Genomic DNA, 21,229 nt, shown 5'->3' on the forward strand with positions numbered 1-21,229 from the left:
CAAAAGTTGATTAAACTATTAAAAGAGTTGAAGTTTTATAAATGGATGATTATAGCGATTTTTGCTCTTATTTTTTTGCAATCGATGGCAGAGCTTTTTTTACCGACCTTAATGGCTGATATCGTTGATAAAGGTGTAGTTTTAGGTGATACACCATTTATTTGGAGAACCGGTGGGATCATGCTTTTAGTCTCTGCACTTGGTGCCATTGCTTCAGTTATTGCTAGTTACTACTCTGCTAGAGCTGCAATGGGATTAGGGAGAGATATCCGAAAGAAAGTCTTTTATCATGTTGATAAATTTAGCCTCCAAGAATTTGATGAAGTCGGGACTGCATCACTCATTACGAGAACGACGAATGATATTACTCAAGTTCAGCAAGTTGTGATTATGATGCTGCGGATGGTCATTAGTGCCCCGATTATGTTAGTCGGCGGGATTATTATGGCGGTGTCAAAGGATGCAAAATTATCATTAGTTATTTTAGTGACAATGCCTGTTTTAGTTGGTGCAATTTTACTTATCTTTAAAAAAGGGATGCCGCTATTCCAAACAGTACAGAAACGGTTGGATAAGTTAAACTTAGTGTTTCGGGAAAATTTAACAGGGATTCGGGTCATCCGTGCCTTTAATCGCGAAACAAGTGAAAAGGTGCGTTTAAAACAAGCAAACAAGGAATTAACAGATGTATCTATTAAGGTAAACAAAGTGATGGCTTTTATGATGCCGGTTATGATGCTAGTCATGAATTTGACTGTTGTTGCAATTATTTGGTTCGGTGGATTACGAATTGATAATGGTGCAATGCAAATTGGTGATTTAATGGCATTTATCCAATATGTCATGCAAATCATGTTCGCATTAGTCATGGCGTCGATGATGTTTGTGATGATTCCAAGAGCTGCCGTTTCAGCGAAAAGGATTAATGAAGTGTTAGAAATGACACCATCTTTTAAAGATGAAGGGACGAAGCAAGCAAATATTGAACATGGCACATTAGAATTTGACAATGTTACATTTAGTTACCCAGGAGCAGAAGAGCCTGCATTAACAAATATTTCATTCCGTGCAAACAAAGGTGAGATAACTGCAATCATAGGTGGAACAGGATCTGGAAAATCAACGTTAGTGAACCTTGTACCACGTTTTTATGAAGTGTCCAGCGGTATGATTCGTGTCAACGGAGTAGACATTCGCGAAGTTCCACAAGAAGAGCTTCGTTCTAAAATTGGTTTCGTTCCACAGAAAGCAATGCTTTTTACTGGGACTATAGCAGATAACATCCGTTTGGGTAAGGAAGATGCTACAGATGAGGAAATTGCACATGCTGCCAAAATCGCTCAAGCTGAAGATTTTATTTCAAAAATGGCAGAAGGGTATCAATCGGAAATTGAACAAGGCGGTTCGAACCTTTCAGGTGGGCAAAAACAGAGGCTTTCAATTGCAAGGGCTCTTGTTCGCAAGCCAGATCTTTATATATTTGACGATAGCTTTTCAGCATTAGATTTTAAAACAGACGCTAGACTTCGTGCTGCCTTAAAGGACGAAACAAAGGATGCTACGGTGCTTTTAGTTGCTCAACGTGTTAGTACTGTAGTTGATGCTGACCGTATTATCGTATTAGATCATGGTCAGATAGCAGGAATTGGGACTCATGAAGAGTTACTGGAAATGAATGATGTTTACAAGGAAATCGTTGAATCTCAGCTAACAGAGGAGGAAATTGCATGAGTAAGCATAACAATTCTCACGGCAGTCGTCCTCCGGGTCATGGGCACGGTCACGGTGGTGGTCCGATGGCGATGATGGGGCAAAAGCCAAAAAACTTCAAAGCCACTTTAAAACGTTTGTTAGGTTATTTAAAACCTCGTCGTAATACGTTAATCGCGGTGTTTATTGCGGCAATTTTAAGTACCGTTTTTATGATTGTTGGTCCTAAAATAATGGGAAATGCGATTACAGTACTTTTTGAAGGAGCCTACGGTAAGCTGCAAGGTGTACCAGATGCAAAAATTGACTTTGAGAAAATAGGTCAAATACTCCTTACACTTGCTGGTCTGTATGTAATAAGTAGTTTATTTAGCTACTTGCAACAATATTTGATGTCTTCTGTTGCACAGAATACTGTTTATGACTTAAGGGAAGATGTAAATGAAAAGCTTGAGAAATTGCCATTAAAATATTTTGATGGAAGATCGAATGGTGAAACACTCAGTCGTGTCACCAATGATATCGATACAATCGGCAGTACACTTCAGCAGAGTTTAACACAATTTATTACATCAATCGTGACGATCGTTGGTATTATCATTATGATGCTGTTTATTAGTCCTCTATTGACATTAATTACAGTTCTCAGTCTGCCTATTTCACTCTTTGCGATTCAGCCAATATTAGCCCGTTCGCAAAAGTACTTTGCTGACCAGCAAAAAACACTAGGTGATTTGAACGGGCATATTGAGGAAATGTATACAGGGCATCAAGTTGTCAAAGCGTTTGGTTATGAGAAAAAAGCAGGAGAAATGTTTGATGAAGTTAACGAGAAATTATATGAATCCGGTAGTAAAGCACAATTTATATCAGGAATTATCATGCCAATTATGTTCTTCATCGGAAATCTTAGCTATGTCGTCATAAGTGTCGTCGGCGGAATACTCGTTACGCAACGAGCAATTACAATCGGAGATATCCAAGCGTTTATCACGTATTCAAAGCAATTTACTCAGCCAATTACACAAACAGCAAATATTGCAAACATTATACAATCAACAGTTGCTGCAGCAGAACGAGTATTTGAATTGCTTGATGAGGAAGAGGAACAAAAGGAAGTGAATGTAGCAAGCTTACAAAGAGCGAAAGGGTCAGTTGAATTTGAACATGTCGATTTTGGTTATGGTGAGGACCTACTCATTAAAGATATGAATATCCAAGTATCCCCAGGCCAAACTGTTGCGATTGTCGGACCAACAGGCGCTGGAAAAACAACGTTAATTAACCTTTTAATGCGCTTTTATGAGTTAAATGGCGGAAAGATTAAAATTGATGGTCTAGACACAAGAGAAATGTCACGTTCTGACTTAAGGAAAAGTTTCGGAATGGTACTACAAGATACATGGTTGTTCAACGGGACAATAAAAGAAAACTTAGCATATGGAAAAGAAGACGCAAAAGATGAGGAAATCTTTGAAGCCGCACGGATTGCCCATGCCGATCACTTCATCAGAACGTTACCTGACGGATATGAGACAGTCCTAAATGAAGAGGCGTCCAATATTTCACAAGGTCAAAAACAATTATTAACAATTGCTAGAGCTGTTCTAGCTAATCCGCCAATTATGATTTTGGATGAAGCAACATCAAGTGTTGATACGAGAACAGAGGTCTTTATCCAGCAAGCAATGAACCGCTTATTAGAAGGTAGAACGAGCTTCGTTATTGCACACCGACTCTCGACAATCCGTGATGCTGACCTCATCCTCGTTATGGACCAAGGCAGTGTTATCGAGCAAGGCACACATGAGCAATTACTCGAACAAAATGGTTTCTATGCTGACTTATACAATAGTCAATTTTCAGAGCAAGCAGTTGGATAATATTCGAAAGCTATCTTTTTAGGTAGCTTTCTTTTTTAGTACAGTTTAACTGCTATTATCACTCCTTAAGGTAGCTGCTGTACATCATGTGGGCTCTTAAGCTAGAAGATGATGAGAATCTGAGTTATATCTGTATCAAAAATTAGATAGAAATAGACCTTTCAATTGCTCGTTAATATGCATAGATTAAAAAACTACTTCCAACCACGATATTTATCATACTCTTCTCCTGGTTTCAAAAAATGGAACCCTTTCACCTTAATAAAAATGAAATGACTAACTAAACCGACTAGTGGCAAGCCTATAATCCAAATCCAAGTCCAAAATACTCCTATAAACAGATTGCTAATGATTGTTAATCCAATATATCCGCAATATCTTAATGCAAGCACATACCAAGGATCCTTCCTGACGAATTGATAAAACATGAGCCTGCCAATTAAGAGAACACAGGCAGATACAATTATTTGAACATAAAGCATTGTAGTCACCTTCACCTTCCTATTTTAAGAGTTGCCTTAACTACAAAAAGTTTACTTTATACAAATTAATTGTAATATATTTACTCTTGGCGTTCAAGATGAAAGATTGCATTTTGTTTTTGTTGGGTGACTTAATAATGTGAACAGTAATAAGGGTGGGAATATAGCTATAATTCGAGGCAATAGTAAAGAGGTTGACTCAAATTTTTCAGTTATATCCGTTGCTACACACTGATGATAGAGAGGATTCTTTATCATACATTGTGTTTACGGGGAGATATTTTTGAGTCAACCTCATTTTTGTTCATGCAAATTATTTATTTGTACTATGTTGTTTATTAGGAAGCTTTCGGTTTGCTTGTGCTTTACCTTGGCGCTTTTCATTTTGCTCAGCTTTTCTTTGTCTTTCATGTAGCTCTTCTACGAATTCATGTGTATTATCCATCATAACCCTCCTCGTACTTTTTCTCATTGTTAAGTTTTCCTATGGTCAATTTTTAATACAGAAATGTAAATGGTAATTAATTTTGGCTCTTTTCTAAAAGATTGTCGCTTTTTGCACTAACCTTTTTAAGGGTTTGTTGGAGCTGACCTGAGAGACTCCTGCGGGATGCGTGGAGAGGTGAGACGTGAGCAGGCGTTTACGCTGAAGAGAACGAAAATCGTAGGCGGCTTGCCCATCGACGTACAAACTGGGGGGCATCGACTAACACCAAAGGAATCACGATGAGCCGAATGGCGAATCGATGATGACTTATCGTAGGGAGGTGACCTGAAGTTTGATAAAGGGTAGCCGCAAGGAGCTATGAGGCTCACCACCCACCCCGCTACCCGTGAGTACTGCAAGAGGAGACAAACCCTAAACGACAACTCAGTTAAAAGCAACAATGTTTACGAAAACAGCCATACTTTTATTTCTTCAAGTGTGAAACACCACCAATGTAGGCAAAGTGTTTTTAGAATGTACGTTATTTTATTACGACATTTTTTATGTCATAATTTGCATATGAAGAGGAGTGAACTAGGTGCATAGCATATTAATTATTGAAGATGACCCAAAAATTGCAGAGCATTTGCAGACCTATATAAAAAAATACAGTTATGATGTAAACGTCGTTACAGTCTTTGAAAGAGTTATGGATGAATTTCGTACATATAAACCGGACCTTGTATTATTAGATATAAATCTTCCTAGCTTTGATGGGTATTATTGGTGTCGTCAAATTAGGAAAGAATCGATATGCCCGGTTATCTTTATTTCTGCACGAGTTGGAGAGATGGACCAAGTGATGGCGTTAGAAAATGGCGGAGATGACTTTATTACAAAGCCGTTTCACCCTGAAATTGTCATGGCGAAAATAAGGAGTCACCTGCGCAGAGCTTATGGAGAATATGCGATACAAGCGGATGAACGGAAGTTAGAAAGGGAAGGTTTAATTTTATTTCTGGAACGACTTGAACTAGTGTTTCAAACGAAGACTGTTACATTATCTAAAAATGAAGCAGATATTATTGAAAGCCTAATGGAACGGTATCCTCGTGTTGCTGGTCGCGAAGATCTCCTCGAAAAGATTTGGGATGACCAAGCATATGTGGATGATAATACTTTAAATGTGAACATTACGAGAGTACGAAAGAAATTTGAAGCACTTGGTATAAAAGGTGCCGTCGAAACAGTTAGAGGTGCAGGGTATCGCCTTCATGTATCGTGGCAGGAGGTGGATGATTCATGAGGTTATTTATAAGGGAGCATATGTTATTAATTGTAGTGCAAATACTACAATTTTTTCTTGTTTTATCAATTTATTGGCTTGATGGATACCACAGATTAATGCCTGCACTGTATTCCGTATTCCTAGGACTGCTCCTGCTTAGTGGCTACCTTATCTTTAATTATTACAGCAGACGAAAGTTTTATGCCAGGCTGAGTCATAAATTGAATACTTTAGACCAATCTTTGCAAAAGTCAGATCTTACCCCTGTTTCAGAAGCACTTGATACCCTGTTAAAAGAGCAATATCAGCTTTATCAGAAACGGATAAAAACTCTGGAGGCAACACAAGAGGAGCATCTTAAGTTTATGAATCAGTGGGTACATCAAATGAAGACCCCATTATCGGTGATTGAACTGATCGCACAGAATCTTGATGAACCTGATTCCTCGAATGTTCGGGAAGAGACAGAACGAATGAAGGTTGGTTTAAATACGATTCTTTATATGGCGAGGCTTCGTACGATTGAGCAAGATTTTCATATTAAGCCTGTGTTATTGTCGAAAGTGATCAGTGAAGTTAATAAAGAAAATAAACGTTTTTTTATACGTAATCAAGTATATCCAACAATGTTAGAAAGCCGGGAAGGAATTACAGTTGAAACAGATGAAAAGTGGTTGTACTTTATTCTCTCTCAACTAGTTAACAATGCCGTAAAGTATTCAAAGGATAAAAGTAAGAAAATCATTATATCTTTATATGAAGTAGCTGGTGAAGCTTGTATAGAAGTGAAGGACTTTGGTGTAGGCATTCCTGAAACGGATAAGCGCCGTGTATTCGAGCCTTTCTACACTGGAGAAAATGGGAGGAAATTTCGCGAATCAACAGGGATGGGGCTTTATTTAACAAAAGAAGCAATTGACCAATTAGGTCACCGAATTGAGCTTGAATCATCAGTTAATGAAGGGTCCACATTCCGTATTGTGTTTAGTAAGACTCAAAACCTTACAGCCTTGTAAGGAAACTGAAAGATAGATCGATTTTGTGAAGTGCAGTATCGGTATATACTAATCACAAGTTAGTAAGTTATGAAGGGAGAACTTGTGATGCTAAGTGTAAAACAAGTAAGTAAAATATATGAAGGTAAAATTGCCTACAGAGCATTAACAGACATTGACTTAACGATTAATACTGGTGAATTTGTTGGAATTATGGGACCTTCAGGTAGTGGGAAAACGACACTATTAAACTTGATTGCGACAATTGATGAGCCAACTACAGGCGAAGTTCTAATCGATGAAAGAAATCCTCATAAATTAAAGAAGGATGCACTAGCGAAATTTAGGAGACGAGAATTAGGCTTTGTGTTTCAGGATTTTAATTTACTTCATACATTAACAGTTGAAGAAAATATCGTTCTTCCCCTTACGCTAGAAGGGAAAAAAGTAAAGGAAATGAAAGAAAAGGCTAACATGATTGCGAAAAAATTAGGGATTACAGACATTATGAAAAAGCGCACCTATGAAATATCTGGAGGACAAGCACAAAGGGCAGCTGTTGCGAGAGCGATGATCCATCAGCCAAAGCTGTTACTTGCAGATGAGCCGACAGGAAATCTTGATTCTAAATCATCAAAAGCTGTAATGGAAATGCTTGAAACAATTAATAAGCAAGATGGGACAACGATGATGCTCGTAACACATGATGCACTAGCAGCTAGTTACTGTAATCGTGTTGTCTTTATCCGTGACGGAAAGTTTTATTCAGAAATTCACCGTGGTGATAACAGGCAAGCCTTCTTCCAAAGAATTATTGACACACTTTCTTTACTAGGAGGGGATGCACATGACCTTTCGTCAATTCGCGTTTAATAACGTCATTCGTAATAAAAGACTGTATGCTGCGTATTTTCTAAGCAGTCTATTCACAGTGATGGTGTTTTTTACCTTTTCAATTTTTGCTAATCATCCCTCATTAAGTGGAGATGAGATGAACAGAGTAGTGACAAAGGGCATGGGAACATCCGCAGGAATTATCTATGTTTTCTCTTTTTTCTTTATTTTGTACTCAATGAGCTCGTTTTTACAATCCCGTAAGAAGGAATTTGGTCTGCTCATGATGCAAGGCATGTCGATGAAGCAAATCCGTTTGATGGTATTCTTAGAAAACATGTTAATTGGTTTACTAGCAACGATAGGTGGTATCTTATTAGGCCTCGCGTTTGCGAAGGTTATCTTGTTAGTAGCAGAGAATGTGTTAATCATTGAAAGCGCACTACCCTTTTATTTTCCAACAAAGGCAATTAGTATAACTTTCATTTCATTCTTGCTCTTGTTCTTTATTATTTCTATCTTTGTGACATATGTATTACGAAGTAAAAAACTAATTGAATTAATTAAGGGAAATAAAATGTCAAAGGGAGAACCTAAAGCACATCTTATTTTAACAATTCTAGCAGTGTTGTTACTTGGTTCAGGTTATATTGCGGCACTTTTAGTACAAGGTGTTATGGTTGTTTTTGCAATGCTCCCTGTCATCATTGTTGTAACGATCGGTACGTATCTGCTATTCACCCAATTAAGTGTCTATTTAATTAGAAGATTGAAAAAGAATGAACATATTTTTTGGAGTAAGACGAATATGCTATTATTCTCTGATTTAGCGTTTCGTATGAAGGACAATGCCAGAACGTTTTTTATGGTAGCAATGGTATCAACGGTTGCTTTTTGTGCAATCGGCTCTTTATTCGGTTTCCAATCAGTTCTTACTTCTGGAATAAAACAGGCAAACTATACTACCTTTAAATTTACACCTCATGAGGAAGGTGAAGCAGAAAAGGTAGAACGGATTAATGAAATATTGGCTGAAGAAGATATAAAAACAGAAACAGCCCATATGATTTTAACAAATTTTGAAATGGATGCGACTCAGGTCATGATTGCCAGTGAAGCTGATTATAACAATTTTGCAACTCTCATTGGTGAAACAAAGGTAGATGTCAAAGAAGGAGAAGCTCTAGTTGTTAAATTCCAAGGTGCAAGCTTTGAAGCACCCAAGAATTTACTCGATAAAGCAATTACGTTAACGACGGGTAACACATTGAAACCTGTTGATGAGATAAGTTCGAAGGCAATACCTGCGTTAGAATCCTATTACATTGTTTCAGATCATGATTATCAAAATTTGCCTAAACCGATTTCTGAGCAAGGTGTTTATGTGTGGCAAGTAGTGGATGGTAAAGCTGAAGTGTTATCCGCATCAGAACGTCTCTATAAGGAAATTCCAAGACATGAGTTTACGTCAGTCGAATATGAGGTTTATGAAATCATGAAGTTTTACGGACCTGTTTTATTTGTCGGACTATTTATTGGAATTGTCTTTTTCGTATCAGCTGGTAGTTTCCTTTATTTTAGGCTCTATATGGATTTAGATGAGGATAAACAAAAGTTCAAGTCAATTTCGAAGATGGGTCTAACCGAAAAAGAATTAAAAAAGGTACTAAACAGACAAACAATAATTCTTTTTTTCGCCCCGATTATTGTGGCGCTTATCCATGGAGCTGTAGCACTTACTGCTTTATCAAACCTCTTCCAATTCAATATAGTAAAAGAATCGGTAATCGTGCTATCCGTATTTTTAGCTATTCAAATTGTGTACTTTTTTATTGTACGTTTTTTCTATACAAAGCAAATTAAGGCTGCACTGTAACTGGGGGACTGTCCCCGGTTATTTTTTTATAAATAAGGTTGATGAAACCATAAACACGCTTCATAAGTCATGGATTCGATAAATGAGGAAGGCTTTACTCATAAACCGTTTTAATATAAATGCCAAGATATGTACATTTTCGACTTTATACGATGTACATTTTAGAGAGAATTAATTTGTTCTACATACTAGGGATGAAGGTGTTCGGCTAGAGAGGGAGTAGAGATTCGTCTTTCATGGGAGAGATGAAGACCAAAAAGAAAAAGAGCAGGCGTAAAATGGTCTTCATGATAGGGATGAAGACCAGAAAAGAAAAAGAGCAGGCGTAAAATGTCCTTCATCAAAGCGATGAAGACCAAAAGAGAAAAAGAGCAGGCGCAAAATGTCCTTCATGATAGGGATGAAGACCAGAAAAGAAAAAGAGCAGGCGCAAAATGTCCTTCATCAAAGCGATGAAGACCAAAAGAGAAAAAGAGCAGGCGCAAAATGTCCTTCATGATAGGGATGAAGACCAAAAAAGAAAAAGAGCAGGCGTAAAATGGTCTTCATCAAAGCGATGAAGACCAAAAGAGAAAAAGAACAGAAGTAAAATGTCCTTCATCAAAGCGATGAAGACCAAATAGGGAAAAGAACAGGCGCAAAATGTCCTTCATCAAAGATAAAGGTCAAAAATGAGGGGGAGTAGACGAGAACTGCTCTTCATAATTCGATGAAAGTAAAGAACGGCAATTGGTAATGATTTATCTTTGGGAGCTAATCAAAAGTTTGCCATACATGACGACGTGGCTATGAAGCTCACTAACTCCCCGCTTTGCTGCCGTGCTGATGCTGCAATTAATCCATAACTATAACTAATTATTAAGCAATAATCGAGCAAATATATCCTCAATCATAAAAAGATGTCGATCCATGTATTTTATTAAACTATAACTATATCAATATTTGTAAAATGTTGAAGTTTAGTGTAACATTTTTGTAATATGAAACGTCTAATAAGTGAGAATATTTATGTAAAGAAGGTATGGGGAAGATGCAGCGTCAAAAGGCAAAGAACAAGCAGAAAAGAAGGAGAAGACTGATTGGGGAAATCGGATTACTTTGCTTTGTTATTCTTTTATTTGTTTATTCTTATAATCTATCACATTCTAAAGCTTCAGTCGAAGCAGATGCCGCAACAGAGGTCAAGGATGCAGTATCAGAAAAGGAAAAGGATAATCAAGTAATGCAAGTGAAAGCAAAGGAACTGCCAAATGATTTAACCGCAACAAAAGAGGATAGTCGTAAACAAGAAAAGAAAGAGTCTGAAACGGATGTACAAGAAATTGCGATTAATGCAGAAGAAAAGGAACAACCTAAGGAAACAGCTAATCCTGCATCAAATGTCGTCTACCTTACCTTTGATGATGGCCCGCATGAAGTATCAGATGAAATTCTCACTGTACTCGATGAGTATAATGCAAAGGCAACCTTTTTTATGCTTGATGGGAAAATGAAGGAATATCCGAATGCAGTGAAACAAATGGTGAAAAATGGTCATAGTGTTGGATTACATGGAGTTACGCATGATAGAAAAAAATTCTATCAATCTAGCAAATCTGTTTTAGGTGAAATGAATCAGGCAAGGCAAACTGTTTTTGAATTAACGGGCGTTAAGACGGATTTAATTCGTACTCCGTATGGGAGCTATCCACACATGACGGATACATATAAACAAGCAGTTTCGAATGAGGGCTATAAATTATGGGATTGGAATATTGATAGTCGAGATTGGCAATTAAGAAATGAGCGGTTTGTCACTTCCGTTATCGAGCAGTTAGGTTATGAGCGACACCCAGACGAACCGATTGTGATTCTATTGCATGAAAGGCCAGAAACATTAAAGCATCTTCCAAAACTGTTGGAGTATTTAAAAAAACAAAAATATGAATTGAAAGCATTGGATTCATCTATGACTCCAATTCAACTTTCTTAATAAATTCAACCCTCATCTTTTGAGGGTTTTTTATTACCCCCTTTATCCCAAATAAACATAGATTGCTAGGAGCAAATGTGTAAGTCACACTTAATACAGATTTCATCTTAGCTTTCCTCAATAATTTTTTAAAAGCTCACTGTCACAAAAACACTGCTTTAATCGTCACGTGTATAAAGTGATGAAAGGGAGTGTTTTTTTGTTGAATAAAAAGTATGATGTCATCGTAATCGGTGGAGGTCTAGCTGGATTAACAGCAGCACTATATTTAGCAAAAAGTGGGAAACGTGTAGCAGTACTTGATAAAGGAACTTCATTTGGTGGTAGAGCGAGTACGAAGGATGTTTCCGGATCGATGTACAATTTAGGTCCTCATGCTTTTTACAAAAAAGGTAAAGCAGTTAAGAGCTTGGAAGCTTTAGGAATTCGCATGAATGGTGGTTCTCCGAGTTTGAAGGGGGTTGTTTTTAGTCATGATGAGGCATTTACATTGCCTAGTGATGTTCAAAGTGTAGTAAGTACAGGTTTGCTAAATTGGAAAGAAAAAAAGGAATTTGCTTATTTAATGTGGAAAATAGCCAAGATTAATCCGAAAAATTACGAAAATCATACATTAAAACAATGGGTTGAGCAAGAAATCTCTTCGGAACGTATTCAACAAGTCGTTTATATGTTTTGTAGATTGGCTTGTTATACAAATGCACCAGAAATCGTAAACGCAGGGGTCACACTTCGTCAGCTGCAACTTTCACTAGGGGGAGCACTATATGTGAACAGGGGCTGGCAATCTGTTATAGACCAACTCACTGAAAAAAGTGCAAATCTTGGTGTGGATTTAGTAAAGCAGTGTAAGGTGGAGGAAATAAAGATAACAAATACGAATAAATCTGTATTATATTACGAAGAAGGTGAGTTGAGGGAGCTGGATGCGGAATCGATTGTTGCAACAGTTCCACCAAAAGAACTCTTGAGATTAGTAAAAGGTATAGAGGAAAGTCAGTTAGGAGGGCAATTACAAACATGTATTCCGGTAAGAGCAACATGTCTTGATGTTACCTTGAAACATTTACCTAACGCGAAACAGCACTTTTCACTAGATCTTGACAATGCTTATTATTATTCCAACCATTCAAAAGGAGCGAAACTCACATATCATCCAAATCACCACGTCATACATGTAATGAAATATCTTACACCACAAGAGAAAAGTATACCCGAGCACTTACTAGCAACTTTTTTAGGAAAAAATCAGCCGAATTGGCGGGAATATTTAGTAACGAAACGATTTATGCCAAATGTAATTGTGTCACATCGAATCCATGAACCAGGAAAAAAGAAGTATTTAGCAAGTGCTTTGTCCGAGTTTCCGGGCCTTATATTAGCTGGGGAATGGGTTAGTGATGATTGGATGTTGGCTGAGGCGGCAATTCATTCGGCCGAAGAAGCAGTAGCAATTTTAAACGGTAAGGAGAGTGCATCGATTGGAAGCTAATCATATCGAAGACCTTTATACACGTTATAAACCATTACTTTTTTCAATCGCTTATAAGATGGTAGGAACTGTATCTGAGGCGGAAGATATTGTTCAAGATACATTTTTAACTTTTTTTCAACAGGACCTGTATGCCATACAAAATGAAAAAGCATACCTCTGTAAAATCGCCACAAACCGTGCACTTGATTTATTAAAATCTTCTAGGAAGAAACGTGAGGTTTATGTAGGACCTTGGTTGCCTGAACCCTATTTAAAAGGAAATGGTGAAGATTTACTTAACCAATATTTAGATGATGAACAGCTATCCTTCACATATTTATTCATGATGGAGAAGCTAGCCCCTAATGAACGCTCGGTGTTTATTTTAAAGGAGGGGTATAGTTTTAAGTATAGTGAAATCGCACAAATACTAGATAAAACGGAAGCTAATTGTCGCAAGCTTCTTGAGAGAGCGAAACAAAAAATTCGATCGAAAACTTATGAAACAACATTAAATAATGGAAAAAATCGTGATATTACACAAAGCTTCATAAAAGCTTTTCAAGAAGGGAAAATGAATGAAGTAATCAAATTGATGTCAGAAGATGTTATTTTATATTCTGATGGTGGTGGCATTGTCAAGGCAGCAATTAAACCAATCTATCAAAGAGACCGTGTCTTGGCATTCCTACTAGGGGTTGCATCAAAGCTACCACAAGACTTTGTATTTGAACAAGCCGAAATTAATGGACAGATAGGGCTTGTTAACCGTGTGAATCATCAGACACATAGTGTTATATGTTTTCAGGTTGATAATGAGGTAATGGATAAAATATACATTGTGATGAATCCAGAAAAATTAGCACATATTAAATGAGGTGAAGCATCGTTGAACTGCTTATGTGAAACAGGACAGACAAATAATTTAAAACTAGAAGGGGATGTAGGTGCAGACCCGGTTTGGTGCAAGGAATGCGGGTGCAATTTAGAAGTGGAAGACTTTGATGTATCAGAAGCTTTAGTAAAAAAATTGTTTGAGTGGTCGTCTAGTTATGGCTTATGGATTGATTGGGAGACGGATACTTTACGTCAAAATGGATTATTACTTGAAAATAAATTTAACCAGATTGGTAAATTACTAGTAAATGAGTTGGCAATGGAGTTGGGTGATTTATACAACATAACGTTCATTCCATCAACAAGTGCGAGGTTCTATGCTACACTATAAAGAGGAATATGATGAAAGCTGAACAAAATGTCGGAGGCTATGATGAAAACAAGAAAGATAACATCGTTGTATAAATTAGTAGTTAGCATTGTGATATTTTTCGTTCTATTATCGGGATGTGTGCCGAACGAAACAATGACACTTTTAGATGCAGAAGTATCTGGTGTGAAATTATCGATTTCAAAAGGTCTAGGTGGAATGAATGAAGATATTCTTACGTCTTTTACCGATCAACATGCAATAAATGTATTTGAAAAGTCAATAACAACTGCAGTTCACAAACCGGGTAAAGTAAAAGACGACCCTCCACAATATGATGTTATGGTTGAGTATGAGGAGGATAAGGATGGAGGAGAGCTGCCTACTCATGGCATGCATCTTTGGCTAGGACAAGAGAATGAACCAAGTACATTTATCTATATTGGTGATGATGTAACGTATGAAACGACGATTCAAGTTACAAATGAGTTAAGGCAATTAATTCAGGTAGCTATTAAAAAGGAGCATTTGTAGTGGATATACCATATGCTCCTTTTGATTACTTTTTATTTAATTGTTCTAAAAGGGAAATAATTTTATCATTTTGTTCAATTATTTTTGCGTTTTGACTTCTTAACTTAGTGAAGTCATATAAATAAATGAGTAAGATAATGACAATGAAAATAGCCAAACAACAGACCTCCAAATTTAATATTTCCTTTTTTCAAAAGTTATTTCAAGGGTACATACCCAGACAGATTCACAATCTCTTGACCTTGTTCAGATTGCATCCAATCGAGAAAAGGTTTTACATGTGGGTTTTTACTCCCAGCTGTGATGGCGTAAAATTCAGAAACAATAGGATATGTTTCATTTTGAATTGTCTCTATTGTAGGAGGAATGCCGTCAATTGCAAGATGTTTAATCTTCCCACCGGTAACCATGTTTTGTGAAAAATGTCTGAAAGAAAAGCCGATAGCATTTTTTCTGTTTTGATAATTGCTTGTCTCTTCGATGATTCCACCCATTGCTGATACAATATCTTCAGAAGGAGGCTCCATTAAATGCTTCCCGTCCATTAGCTTTTGGAGTGCAGATTGACTACCACTTCCTTCAGGTCGTTGAAAGGCTTTAATTTCTTCTTTATCTCCACCAACCTCATGCCAATTAGTTATTTCGCCAGCATAAATGGACTTAATTTGCTCTAGTGTAAGTTCATCAACACGATTATTCGTATGTACGAAGAAAACAAAAGCTTCTCTCCCAATCGGAGTTAACGTTAATTCAACTCCAAGATCTTTCGCATAATTCATTTGTTCTTCAGATGGGTGTGCCATAAATGCGATGTCAGCTGAACCGTGGATAAGCTTGTCAAAGGCACCACTTGTTTGGGATGAGACAATTTCACTCTCCTCTAATGAATAGTCCTTTTTCGGATAGACAGCCTGACCAAAAGAAGCATAGACCGGGTATAATGCTGTTGCCCCATCTAATCGTGGAAGGTTTTCAATATCGTCAATTTTAAATGTTGATGGTTCATTTAACATGACTGCCTTTGTATTCTCTTGAAATGGCTGATACTCAGATAAGTCCACATCCTGATTACTAACGACTTCTAGGCCTTTTATATAAGCCTGGTAACCTTCAAAGCAAATGAGCGAAATCATACAAATTGCGACAAAGCTAATAGCAATTTGCTTTACAAATTTCTTTTTCATATGACCATGGATAGCCAAAATCATGATAGTAGCTAAGCCTGCAGCTGTAATTGGTACAAATGTTCCGTAAAACTCAGCATGTCTGGATAGACTTGCAATAATTGTTGCAATAAATCCACCAATGATGAAAAATAAAACCGTTATAACAGTAGCGAATGTTTTCATGCATTTCTCCTTCTAAACTACTTATCTATAAGATTACTTTAGCATAAATTTCCTTTTTGTATAGGTGGAATTTGGAAGCATTTTTAGCAGGAAAGACAAGTGGAACTCTAAATAATAGGGCCAGCTTCTCCATTAGAACCTTATTACAGATTAGGTGTCCATAGCGGTCATTGATTTTTTAAAAATAATCAATATCAAATAAGAGGCATGATAAAGGTTCATCAGAGGTATCAGCTTCAAATCATGCGTGCGTAGTCATTTCATAAAAATATCTGCGCTTATACATTCCAGTAAGCTCATCAACAATAGCCATTACTTTCATCTTTTCATACATGAACACATTATCAATCGTGATCGAAGCCTGTTTTAATAAGGTAAGGGCTAAAGTAATTTCACCTTTTGCAAATCTTTGATATTCTTTTTCCAATGTGACAATGCCAATAAGATGACCTTTCATATCATGGGTTATAACGAGGAGGTGGTGCATATCTTTCTCGTTATAAGTTAGCATGTAGCCGTTGTTATATTAATAAATTTGCTGTTCAAATATATAAATATCCTTATTCTTTAAAAGTGAATTGTTAGTTAACTCACCATGTCCAACCTGTTGTTCATATTGACCTTGTCCATCTCGTATCCACATATTAGCGTAACGATAGTCAATGTAATTTTTGATATTATCTAGAACGAGATTTTGTGCTTACTTAATTGGTACATAGAACTAGTTATTGATTCTAATATTTTCATTTTTTCAAATTCAGATAAATATTTAATCCTTTATTCATTTGCCTTTACTTGTGAAAGCTTTAGTTCTTTTATTTTTATTAACATATTGTTTAGAGCATGAATGACGAGAGTGAAAGCTATAGTCATGGGGGAAACTATCTGTAGATTGTGAAATGTTTCGTGATATCGGGTTGAATTTTTTATAGCAAGAGGTGACTTAGAAGTGACTGACCACTTATAATGCATTGATAATCACGATCTTGCTTATAGGTCATACGCTTTTCGTCCTAAGTCACCATGATTAGTTATCGATGAGTAATTTTCATTTTTAAGCTGTGTAACAAAGTGATTAATTGCTCATATTCATCGATGGATATATTGCAAAGCTCAATTTCTGATGCGATTTTTTCAGTGATTACTTGTTTATGTTGCTGAGCCTTTTCTTGCAAATGAATCAAAACTTTTCGTTCATCTTCAGTAGAACGATGTTTCCGTAACCACCCATTTGTTTGCATTCTAGCAAGCATCGGAGTTAATGTCCCAGTACCAAGACTAAGCTCATTGCCTAGCTCTTTCACAGTTAGGCCATCCTTATTCCATAAGGCGAGTAGTACTAAATATTGTGGGTAGGTTAATTCAAACTCTTTCAATACATTTGTGTATAACTTCGTCAACTCACTAGATGTTTCATATAATGCAAAGCAAAGCTGGTTTTTTAATGTTAAAAAGTCTATCAAAAAATCATCACCCAAATTAGTAGATTGTTTCTTATAGTACGCTCATGATGTCACGTTCAATTGTCGCTGGTTCAGTTGTAGGCGAGTAGCGGTCTATCACTTTACCATCACGGTCAATTAGGAACTTTGTGAAATTCCACTTTATCGCCTTTGAGATAACGCCCTTTTTTTGACTTTTAAGGTATTGGAATAGAGGGTCTGCCTGCTCACCATTGACATCTACTTTAGCAAAAATAGGAAAGGTTACACCATAATTAATTTGGCAAAATTCCGTCGTCTCGCTAATATCATCAAATTCCTGGTTATTAAATTGGTCACAAGGAAAACCTAGAATTTCAAGACCCTTTTCATTGTACTTATCATAAAGCTCTTGCAATCCTTTAAATTGAGGAGTTAGTCCACATTTACTAGCTGTATTAACAATAAGAAGAGCTTTCCCCTCATAATCCTTTAAAGACTTTTCTTGTCCGTTTGGCATTTTAACGTTGAAATCATAAATTGTTGGCATTTAAATCCTCCTTCATGTAAATCGCTTACGTTTTAATCGTACACGATTTATTTGTTGGTAGCAACTTTAATTTTGTCTGACAGGACTAGTTGAAGGAAATATATATGAGGTTACTAATAGTGAAATATTAGGTGAACGATCAGATGAAGACCAAAAAGTATGATGAAGAAGAAAGAAATGTCCTTCATGACAGGCCTGAAGACTACTAAAAATGTAGAATAGAAATTGTACTTAATCGCAATTCATAGGATGATGGACCCCGATAAACAAGAGAGGTACTATCAAAGTCATTTTCTTTTTTAAAGGCTCTTTTCTAAAAGTTTGTGGCTTTTTGCACTAACCTTTTTAAGGGTTTGTTGGAGTGGAAGTGCGAGACTCCTGCGGGATGCGTGGGAGAGGTGAGACCCCGCAGGCGTTTACGCTGAGGAATACGAAAAGCGTAGGCGGCTTGCCCATCGACGTACAAACTGGAGGGGCATCGACTGAGATAAAGGAATCACGATGAGCCGAATGGCGAATCGATGATGACTTATCGTAGGGAGGTGACCTGAAGTTTGCTTGTTCGTGCCGCCGGAGCTAGACAGGCTCACCACCCACCCCGCGGAAAGCGAGTACTGTAGCGGAAACAAACCCTAAACGACAACTCAGTTAAAAGCAACAATGTTTACGAAAACAGCCTTTTTAAAAGAAGTTTCCCTTCAAAAAAATGTAAGTATGAACATGACTAAAAGCATGGTAATATAGAACTATTGGTATGTATTCTATTTGATCTGGGGAAAATCTATGGAACTATTAAGAAATGGACGTCTAAAAACTAGATTATTATTTATTTTAATGCTGATACTGTTATATGGATGGATTTATCAATTTGAATCAGATGATTTGATAAGGTCCATTGGGGTTACTATATTTGCGATAATTATCGGTATTAACAGTATGCGGCATGTTTATAAGGCTTATAAATTAGACATAGAAGGGTTAAGGAAGTTTTGGTTATTACTTAATATTGGGATAGCATTTTTTATCCTGTTTGAAAGTTTATGGTTTTTCCAGACTGTATTGTTTCAAAACCCAGTATATCTCGATGTAATCAATTTTGTTTGGGATATCTATCTAATTTTTTACCTAAGCGCAATCATATATAAAATTAAGGTAATATCGCATTATCCAACACTTAATAACCCATTCATATTTAACATTATTATATTCATGACGACAGCGTTTACGATAAGTATCCAATATTTAGTGAAACCAATTCTTGATGTGACTAATGAATCAATAATGGCAACAGTTTTAGTGATTATCTATCCTATACTAAGTTTAAGTTCGATTATCGCTACTGGAATTTTATATTATATAGCACGGTTTCTAACGAAGCGAATTGAATTAATAAGTTTAACTATACTTTTCTCAGCAATAGTTATGTTTATTGCTGATTTTGGCTTTATGTATCATTTAAGTATCGAAATATTCCCTTTAGCAAGTATATGGGATCCGTTATGGATTATTAGTATTTGGTTGTTAGGTTTGGCAGGAAAAAAGGGGCAAATGTCTTGTAATTATCAAAAGGGTAGTGATGATAAATTAAGTAATTTATACACATCACCATATCCATACTTTAGTATTCTTTTATTAGTTTTTTTAACAATTCATCAATTCCACTATAAGGTGAATGCATTATTTATTGGTTTATGTATGACAATTCTATTGGTGATCTTTAGACAGGTTCTTCTGTTAAGACATAATAAACAGATTATGAAAAAGTATAAATATTTAGCCTACCATGATCCATTAACAGGTCTTTTAAACCGGACAAGCTTTAAAATAAGGCTAAAAGCTGAGATTGATGAGGCAAAAGCAAGTAATAGTAAGCTTGCGGTCATTTTGTTAGACCTAGACAGATTTAAGAATATTAATGACACGTTGGGCCACCATGTTGGAGATTCTTTATTAAAAGAAGTTTCTAATCGGCTAGTTCTGGGATTGAATGTTGGTGAAGTTTGTTTTCGAATTGGAGGTGACGAATTTGTCATTATCCTTACAGAGACATCAGATGAACAAGCTAAAAAATTTGCTGAAAAGCTTATGACTCAGTTTTCTTCTGCTTTCCAAGTCGACGATTACTCAATTAATGTTTCACCAAGTGTTGGAATTAGTATGTACCCTGATAACGGCATTAGCCATGATACGCTATTTAAATACGCAGATGCTGCGATGTATTTGGCAAAAGAACGCGGTAACAATACGTATCAATTTTTTAATGGAACCTTACATGAAAAAATTGAAAGAAAAATACTGCTTGAAAATGGCTTAAGGAATGCAATTCAAAATCAAGAGTTACATGTTGTCTATCATCCGAAAGTAATTTTAGCTACTAGAGAAATATTTGGTATGGAAGCCTTATTACGATGGAAACATCCTGTGCTTGGATACATATCACCAGCCGAGTTTATTCCGATTGCAGAGGAAACTGGACAAATTATTCCGATAGGCGAATGGATGTTAAGGAAAGCATGTGAACAAGCAAAACAATGGGAAGACAGCGGCTTTCCACCTTTATATGTAGCTGTAAACGTTTCTGTCCGCCAATTTCAACAAAAGGACTTTGTTGAAAAAGTGACGAACATTATTCATGAAACCGGGATGAATCCAAATTACTTAGAACTAGAAATTACCGAGAGTATCATACAGGATATTGATGAATCAATAAATGTGTTAAAAGGATTACAGGAATTGGGAATCAGCCCGTCGATTGATGATTTTGGAACAGGCTACTCTTCTTTATACATTTTAAAGGAACTACCGATTGATATAATTAAAATTGACAAATCCTTCATTGATTATATAACTGAAAAAAAGGATAAACAGATGGTTAAAACGATTATTGAATTAGGTCTTAGCTTAGATTTGCGAGTAGTTGCAGAAGGCATTGAAACAGAAGAACAGCTAGCGAAACTAATTGAATATGATTGTAAGTTTGGACAAGGCTATTTATTTGCAAAACCATTAGATGCAGTCCAGTTTGAGCAATTACTTTTAAGCAAAATAAATGATAACATCTAGATTATTGCCATAGGCTAGTTCATGTAACGTACTTATTTTAAAGAAGACAGTTGGAATACTACAAACTAACGAATCTTTTTACTAACGGAGCAATTAGCCATTAATTGCTCTTTTTTTATACACTGAAAAATGAAAGGTTAACAAAAAGGTTATTGGAAATTAAT

21 protein-coding genes are annotated in these 21,229 nt (G+C 36.4%); 14 read left to right on the forward strand and 7 right to left on the reverse strand.

The window, feature by feature from the left end; translation table 11 throughout:
* Positions 1-6: 6 nt before the first annotated feature.
* Complete coding sequence (locus J2S19_RS13925) at positions 7-1,731, forward strand: ABC transporter ATP-binding protein (protein WP_307343057.1); 1,725 nt, start codon at positions 7-9, stop codon at positions 1,729-1,731.
* Entirely contained in the window at positions 1,728-3,593 is a 1,866-nt protein-coding gene (locus tag J2S19_RS13930; protein WP_307343060.1) for an ABC transporter ATP-binding protein, read from the forward strand. The genes J2S19_RS13925 and J2S19_RS13930 overlap by 4 nt, the downstream gene beginning before the upstream one ends.
* 194 nt (positions 3,594-3,787) lie before the next feature.
* Here J2S19_RS13930 and J2S19_RS13935 read toward each other — a convergent pair whose 3' ends face one another.
* A complete protein-coding gene (locus J2S19_RS13935) occupies positions 3,788-4,084 on the reverse strand; it encodes a hypothetical protein (RefSeq protein ID WP_307343064.1) in 297 nt (98 codons plus the stop codon).
* A 304-nt stretch (positions 4,085-4,388) separates the two neighbouring features.
* Positions 4,389-4,520: a DUF4023 domain-containing protein gene (locus tag J2S19_RS13940; protein WP_307343067.1), complete on the reverse strand. Its 132-nt coding sequence runs from the start codon at positions 4,518-4,520 to the stop codon at positions 4,389-4,391.
* Between the two features lie 580 nt (positions 4,521-5,100).
* Between J2S19_RS13940 and J2S19_RS13945 the strand changes: the two genes are divergently transcribed.
* From J2S19_RS13945 to J2S19_RS13990, 10 genes are all read left to right on the forward strand, one after another.
* Complete coding sequence (locus J2S19_RS13945; RefSeq protein ID WP_307343070.1) at positions 5,101-5,808, forward strand: response regulator transcription factor; 708 nt, start codon at positions 5,101-5,103, stop codon at positions 5,806-5,808.
* Positions 5,805-6,806: a sensor histidine kinase gene (locus J2S19_RS13950; RefSeq protein ID WP_307343073.1), complete on the forward strand. Its 1,002-nt coding sequence runs from the start codon at positions 5,805-5,807 to the stop codon at positions 6,804-6,806. The genes J2S19_RS13945 and J2S19_RS13950 overlap by 4 nt, the downstream gene beginning before the upstream one ends.
* Before the next feature lie 87 nt (positions 6,807-6,893).
* Positions 6,894-7,658, forward strand: a complete 765-nt coding sequence (locus tag J2S19_RS13955) for an ABC transporter ATP-binding protein (protein ID WP_307343077.1) — start codon at positions 6,894-6,896, stop codon at positions 7,656-7,658.
* Positions 7,633-9,495 carry an ABC transporter permease gene (locus J2S19_RS13960; protein ID WP_307343080.1) on the forward strand — a complete coding sequence of 621 codons (1,863 nt, stop codon included), beginning with the start codon at positions 7,633-7,635 and terminating at the stop codon, positions 9,493-9,495. The genes J2S19_RS13955 and J2S19_RS13960 overlap by 26 nt, the downstream gene beginning before the upstream one ends.
* A 434-nt stretch (positions 9,496-9,929) precedes the next feature.
* Complete coding sequence (locus tag J2S19_RS13965) at positions 9,930-10,055, forward strand: hypothetical protein (protein WP_307343083.1); 126 nt, start codon at positions 9,930-9,932, stop codon at positions 10,053-10,055.
* A 470-nt stretch (positions 10,056-10,525) separates the two neighbouring features.
* Positions 10,526-11,467 carry a polysaccharide deacetylase family protein gene (locus tag J2S19_RS13970; RefSeq protein ID WP_307343086.1) on the forward strand — a complete coding sequence of 314 codons (942 nt, stop codon included), beginning with the start codon at positions 10,526-10,528 and terminating at the stop codon, positions 11,465-11,467.
* Positions 11,468-11,669: 202 nt separating this feature from the next.
* Positions 11,670-12,959 (forward strand): phytoene desaturase family protein, encoded by a 1,290-nt coding sequence (locus tag J2S19_RS13975; protein WP_307343089.1) that lies wholly within the window; start codon positions 11,670-11,672, stop codon positions 12,957-12,959.
* Entirely contained in the window at positions 12,949-13,818 is an 870-nt protein-coding gene (locus tag J2S19_RS13980; protein WP_307343092.1) for an RNA polymerase sigma-70 factor, read from the forward strand. The genes J2S19_RS13975 and J2S19_RS13980 overlap by 11 nt, the downstream gene beginning before the upstream one ends.
* A gap of 12 nt (positions 13,819-13,830) precedes the next feature.
* The gene (locus J2S19_RS13985) at positions 13,831-14,169 is read left to right on the forward strand and encodes an immunity protein CdiI family protein (RefSeq protein WP_307343095.1); all 339 of its coding nucleotides are present in this window, start codon (positions 13,831-13,833) and stop codon (positions 14,167-14,169) included.
* 42 nt (positions 14,170-14,211) lie between these two features.
* Positions 14,212-14,682, forward strand: a complete 471-nt coding sequence (locus J2S19_RS13990) for a YhfM domain-containing protein (protein WP_307343098.1) — start codon at positions 14,212-14,214, stop codon at positions 14,680-14,682.
* A gap of 25 nt (positions 14,683-14,707) precedes the next feature.
* Here the strand turns inward: J2S19_RS13990 and J2S19_RS13995 are convergent, their stop codons facing one another.
* The 5 genes from J2S19_RS13995 to J2S19_RS14015 form a co-directional block, all read right to left on the reverse strand.
* On the reverse strand, positions 14,708-14,839 hold the full coding sequence (locus tag J2S19_RS13995; protein ID WP_307343101.1) for a hypothetical protein: 132 nt from the start codon (positions 14,837-14,839) through the stop codon (positions 14,708-14,710).
* Positions 14,840-14,879: 40 nt separating this feature from the next.
* Entirely contained in the window at positions 14,880-16,031 is a 1,152-nt protein-coding gene (locus J2S19_RS14000) for a PstS family phosphate ABC transporter substrate-binding protein (RefSeq protein WP_307343104.1), read from the reverse strand.
* A 241-nt stretch (positions 16,032-16,272) separates the two neighbouring features.
* On the reverse strand, positions 16,273-16,518 hold the full coding sequence (locus tag J2S19_RS14005; RefSeq protein ID WP_307343107.1) for a hypothetical protein: 246 nt from the start codon (positions 16,516-16,518) through the stop codon (positions 16,273-16,275).
* Positions 16,519-17,062: 544 nt separating this feature from the next.
* Positions 17,063-17,494 carry a MarR family winged helix-turn-helix transcriptional regulator gene (locus J2S19_RS14010; protein WP_307343110.1) on the reverse strand — a complete coding sequence of 144 codons (432 nt, stop codon included), beginning with the start codon at positions 17,492-17,494 and terminating at the stop codon, positions 17,063-17,065.
* A 31-nt stretch (positions 17,495-17,525) separates the two neighbouring features.
* Complete coding sequence (locus J2S19_RS14015; protein WP_307343113.1) at positions 17,526-18,002, reverse strand: glutathione peroxidase; 477 nt, start codon at positions 18,000-18,002, stop codon at positions 17,526-17,528.
* Between the two features lie 361 nt (positions 18,003-18,363).
* On the opposite strand from J2S19_RS14015, the gene J2S19_RS14020 reads away from it, so the two are divergent.
* Positions 18,364-18,507, forward strand: coding sequence for a hypothetical protein (locus J2S19_RS14020; protein ID WP_307343116.1), 144 nt, complete (start codon positions 18,364-18,366; stop codon positions 18,505-18,507).
* 278 nt (positions 18,508-18,785) lie between these two features.
* Positions 18,786-21,065 carry a putative bifunctional diguanylate cyclase/phosphodiesterase gene (locus J2S19_RS14025; RefSeq protein WP_307343120.1) on the forward strand — a complete coding sequence of 760 codons (2,280 nt, stop codon included), beginning with the start codon at positions 18,786-18,788 and terminating at the stop codon, positions 21,063-21,065.
* Positions 21,066-21,229 lie beyond the last annotated feature (164 nt).

This window comes from Metabacillus malikii, from assembly GCF_030813355.1.
Lineage (GTDB): Bacteria > Bacillota > Bacilli > Bacillales > Bacillaceae > Metabacillus > Metabacillus malikii.

What these genes read in the sequence shown, in the direction of transcription:
- J2S19_RS13990 (WP_307343098.1), top strand. Translation starts at nt 14,212, where the DNA reads ATGAAAACAAGAAAGATAACATCGTTGTATAAATTAGTAGTTAGCATT.
- J2S19_RS13950 (WP_307343073.1), top strand. Translation starts at nt 5,805, where the DNA reads ATGAGGTTATTTATAAGGGAGCATATGTTATTAATTGTAGTGCAAATA.
- J2S19_RS13965 (WP_307343083.1), top strand. Translation starts at nt 9,930, where the DNA reads ATGTCCTTCATCAAAGCGATGAAGACCAAAAGAGAAAAAGAGCAGGCG.
- J2S19_RS13960 (WP_307343080.1), top strand. Translation starts at nt 7,633, where the DNA reads ATGACCTTTCGTCAATTCGCGTTTAATAACGTCATTCGTAATAAAAGA.
- J2S19_RS13930 (WP_307343060.1), top strand. Translation starts at nt 1,728, where the DNA reads ATGAGTAAGCATAACAATTCTCACGGCAGTCGTCCTCCGGGTCATGGG.
- J2S19_RS14025 (WP_307343120.1), top strand. Translation starts at nt 18,786, where the DNA reads ATGGAACTATTAAGAAATGGACGTCTAAAAACTAGATTATTATTTATT.
- J2S19_RS14000 (WP_307343104.1), bottom strand. Translation starts at nt 16,031, where the DNA reads ATGAAAACATTCGCTACTGTTATAACGGTTTTATTTTTCATCATTGGT.
- J2S19_RS14005 (WP_307343107.1), bottom strand. Translation starts at nt 16,518, where the DNA reads ATGCACCACCTCCTCGTTATAACCCATGATATGAAAGGTCATCTTATT.
- J2S19_RS13970 (WP_307343086.1), top strand. Translation starts at nt 10,526, where the DNA reads ATGCAGCGTCAAAAGGCAAAGAACAAGCAGAAAAGAAGGAGAAGACTG.
- J2S19_RS14015 (WP_307343113.1), bottom strand. Translation starts at nt 18,002, where the DNA reads ATGCCAACAATTTATGATTTCAACGTTAAAATGCCAAACGGACAAGAA.
- J2S19_RS13940 (WP_307343067.1), bottom strand. Translation starts at nt 4,520, where the DNA reads ATGGATAATACACATGAATTCGTAGAAGAGCTACATGAAAGACAAAGA.
- J2S19_RS13955 (WP_307343077.1), top strand. Translation starts at nt 6,894, where the DNA reads ATGCTAAGTGTAAAACAAGTAAGTAAAATATATGAAGGTAAAATTGCC.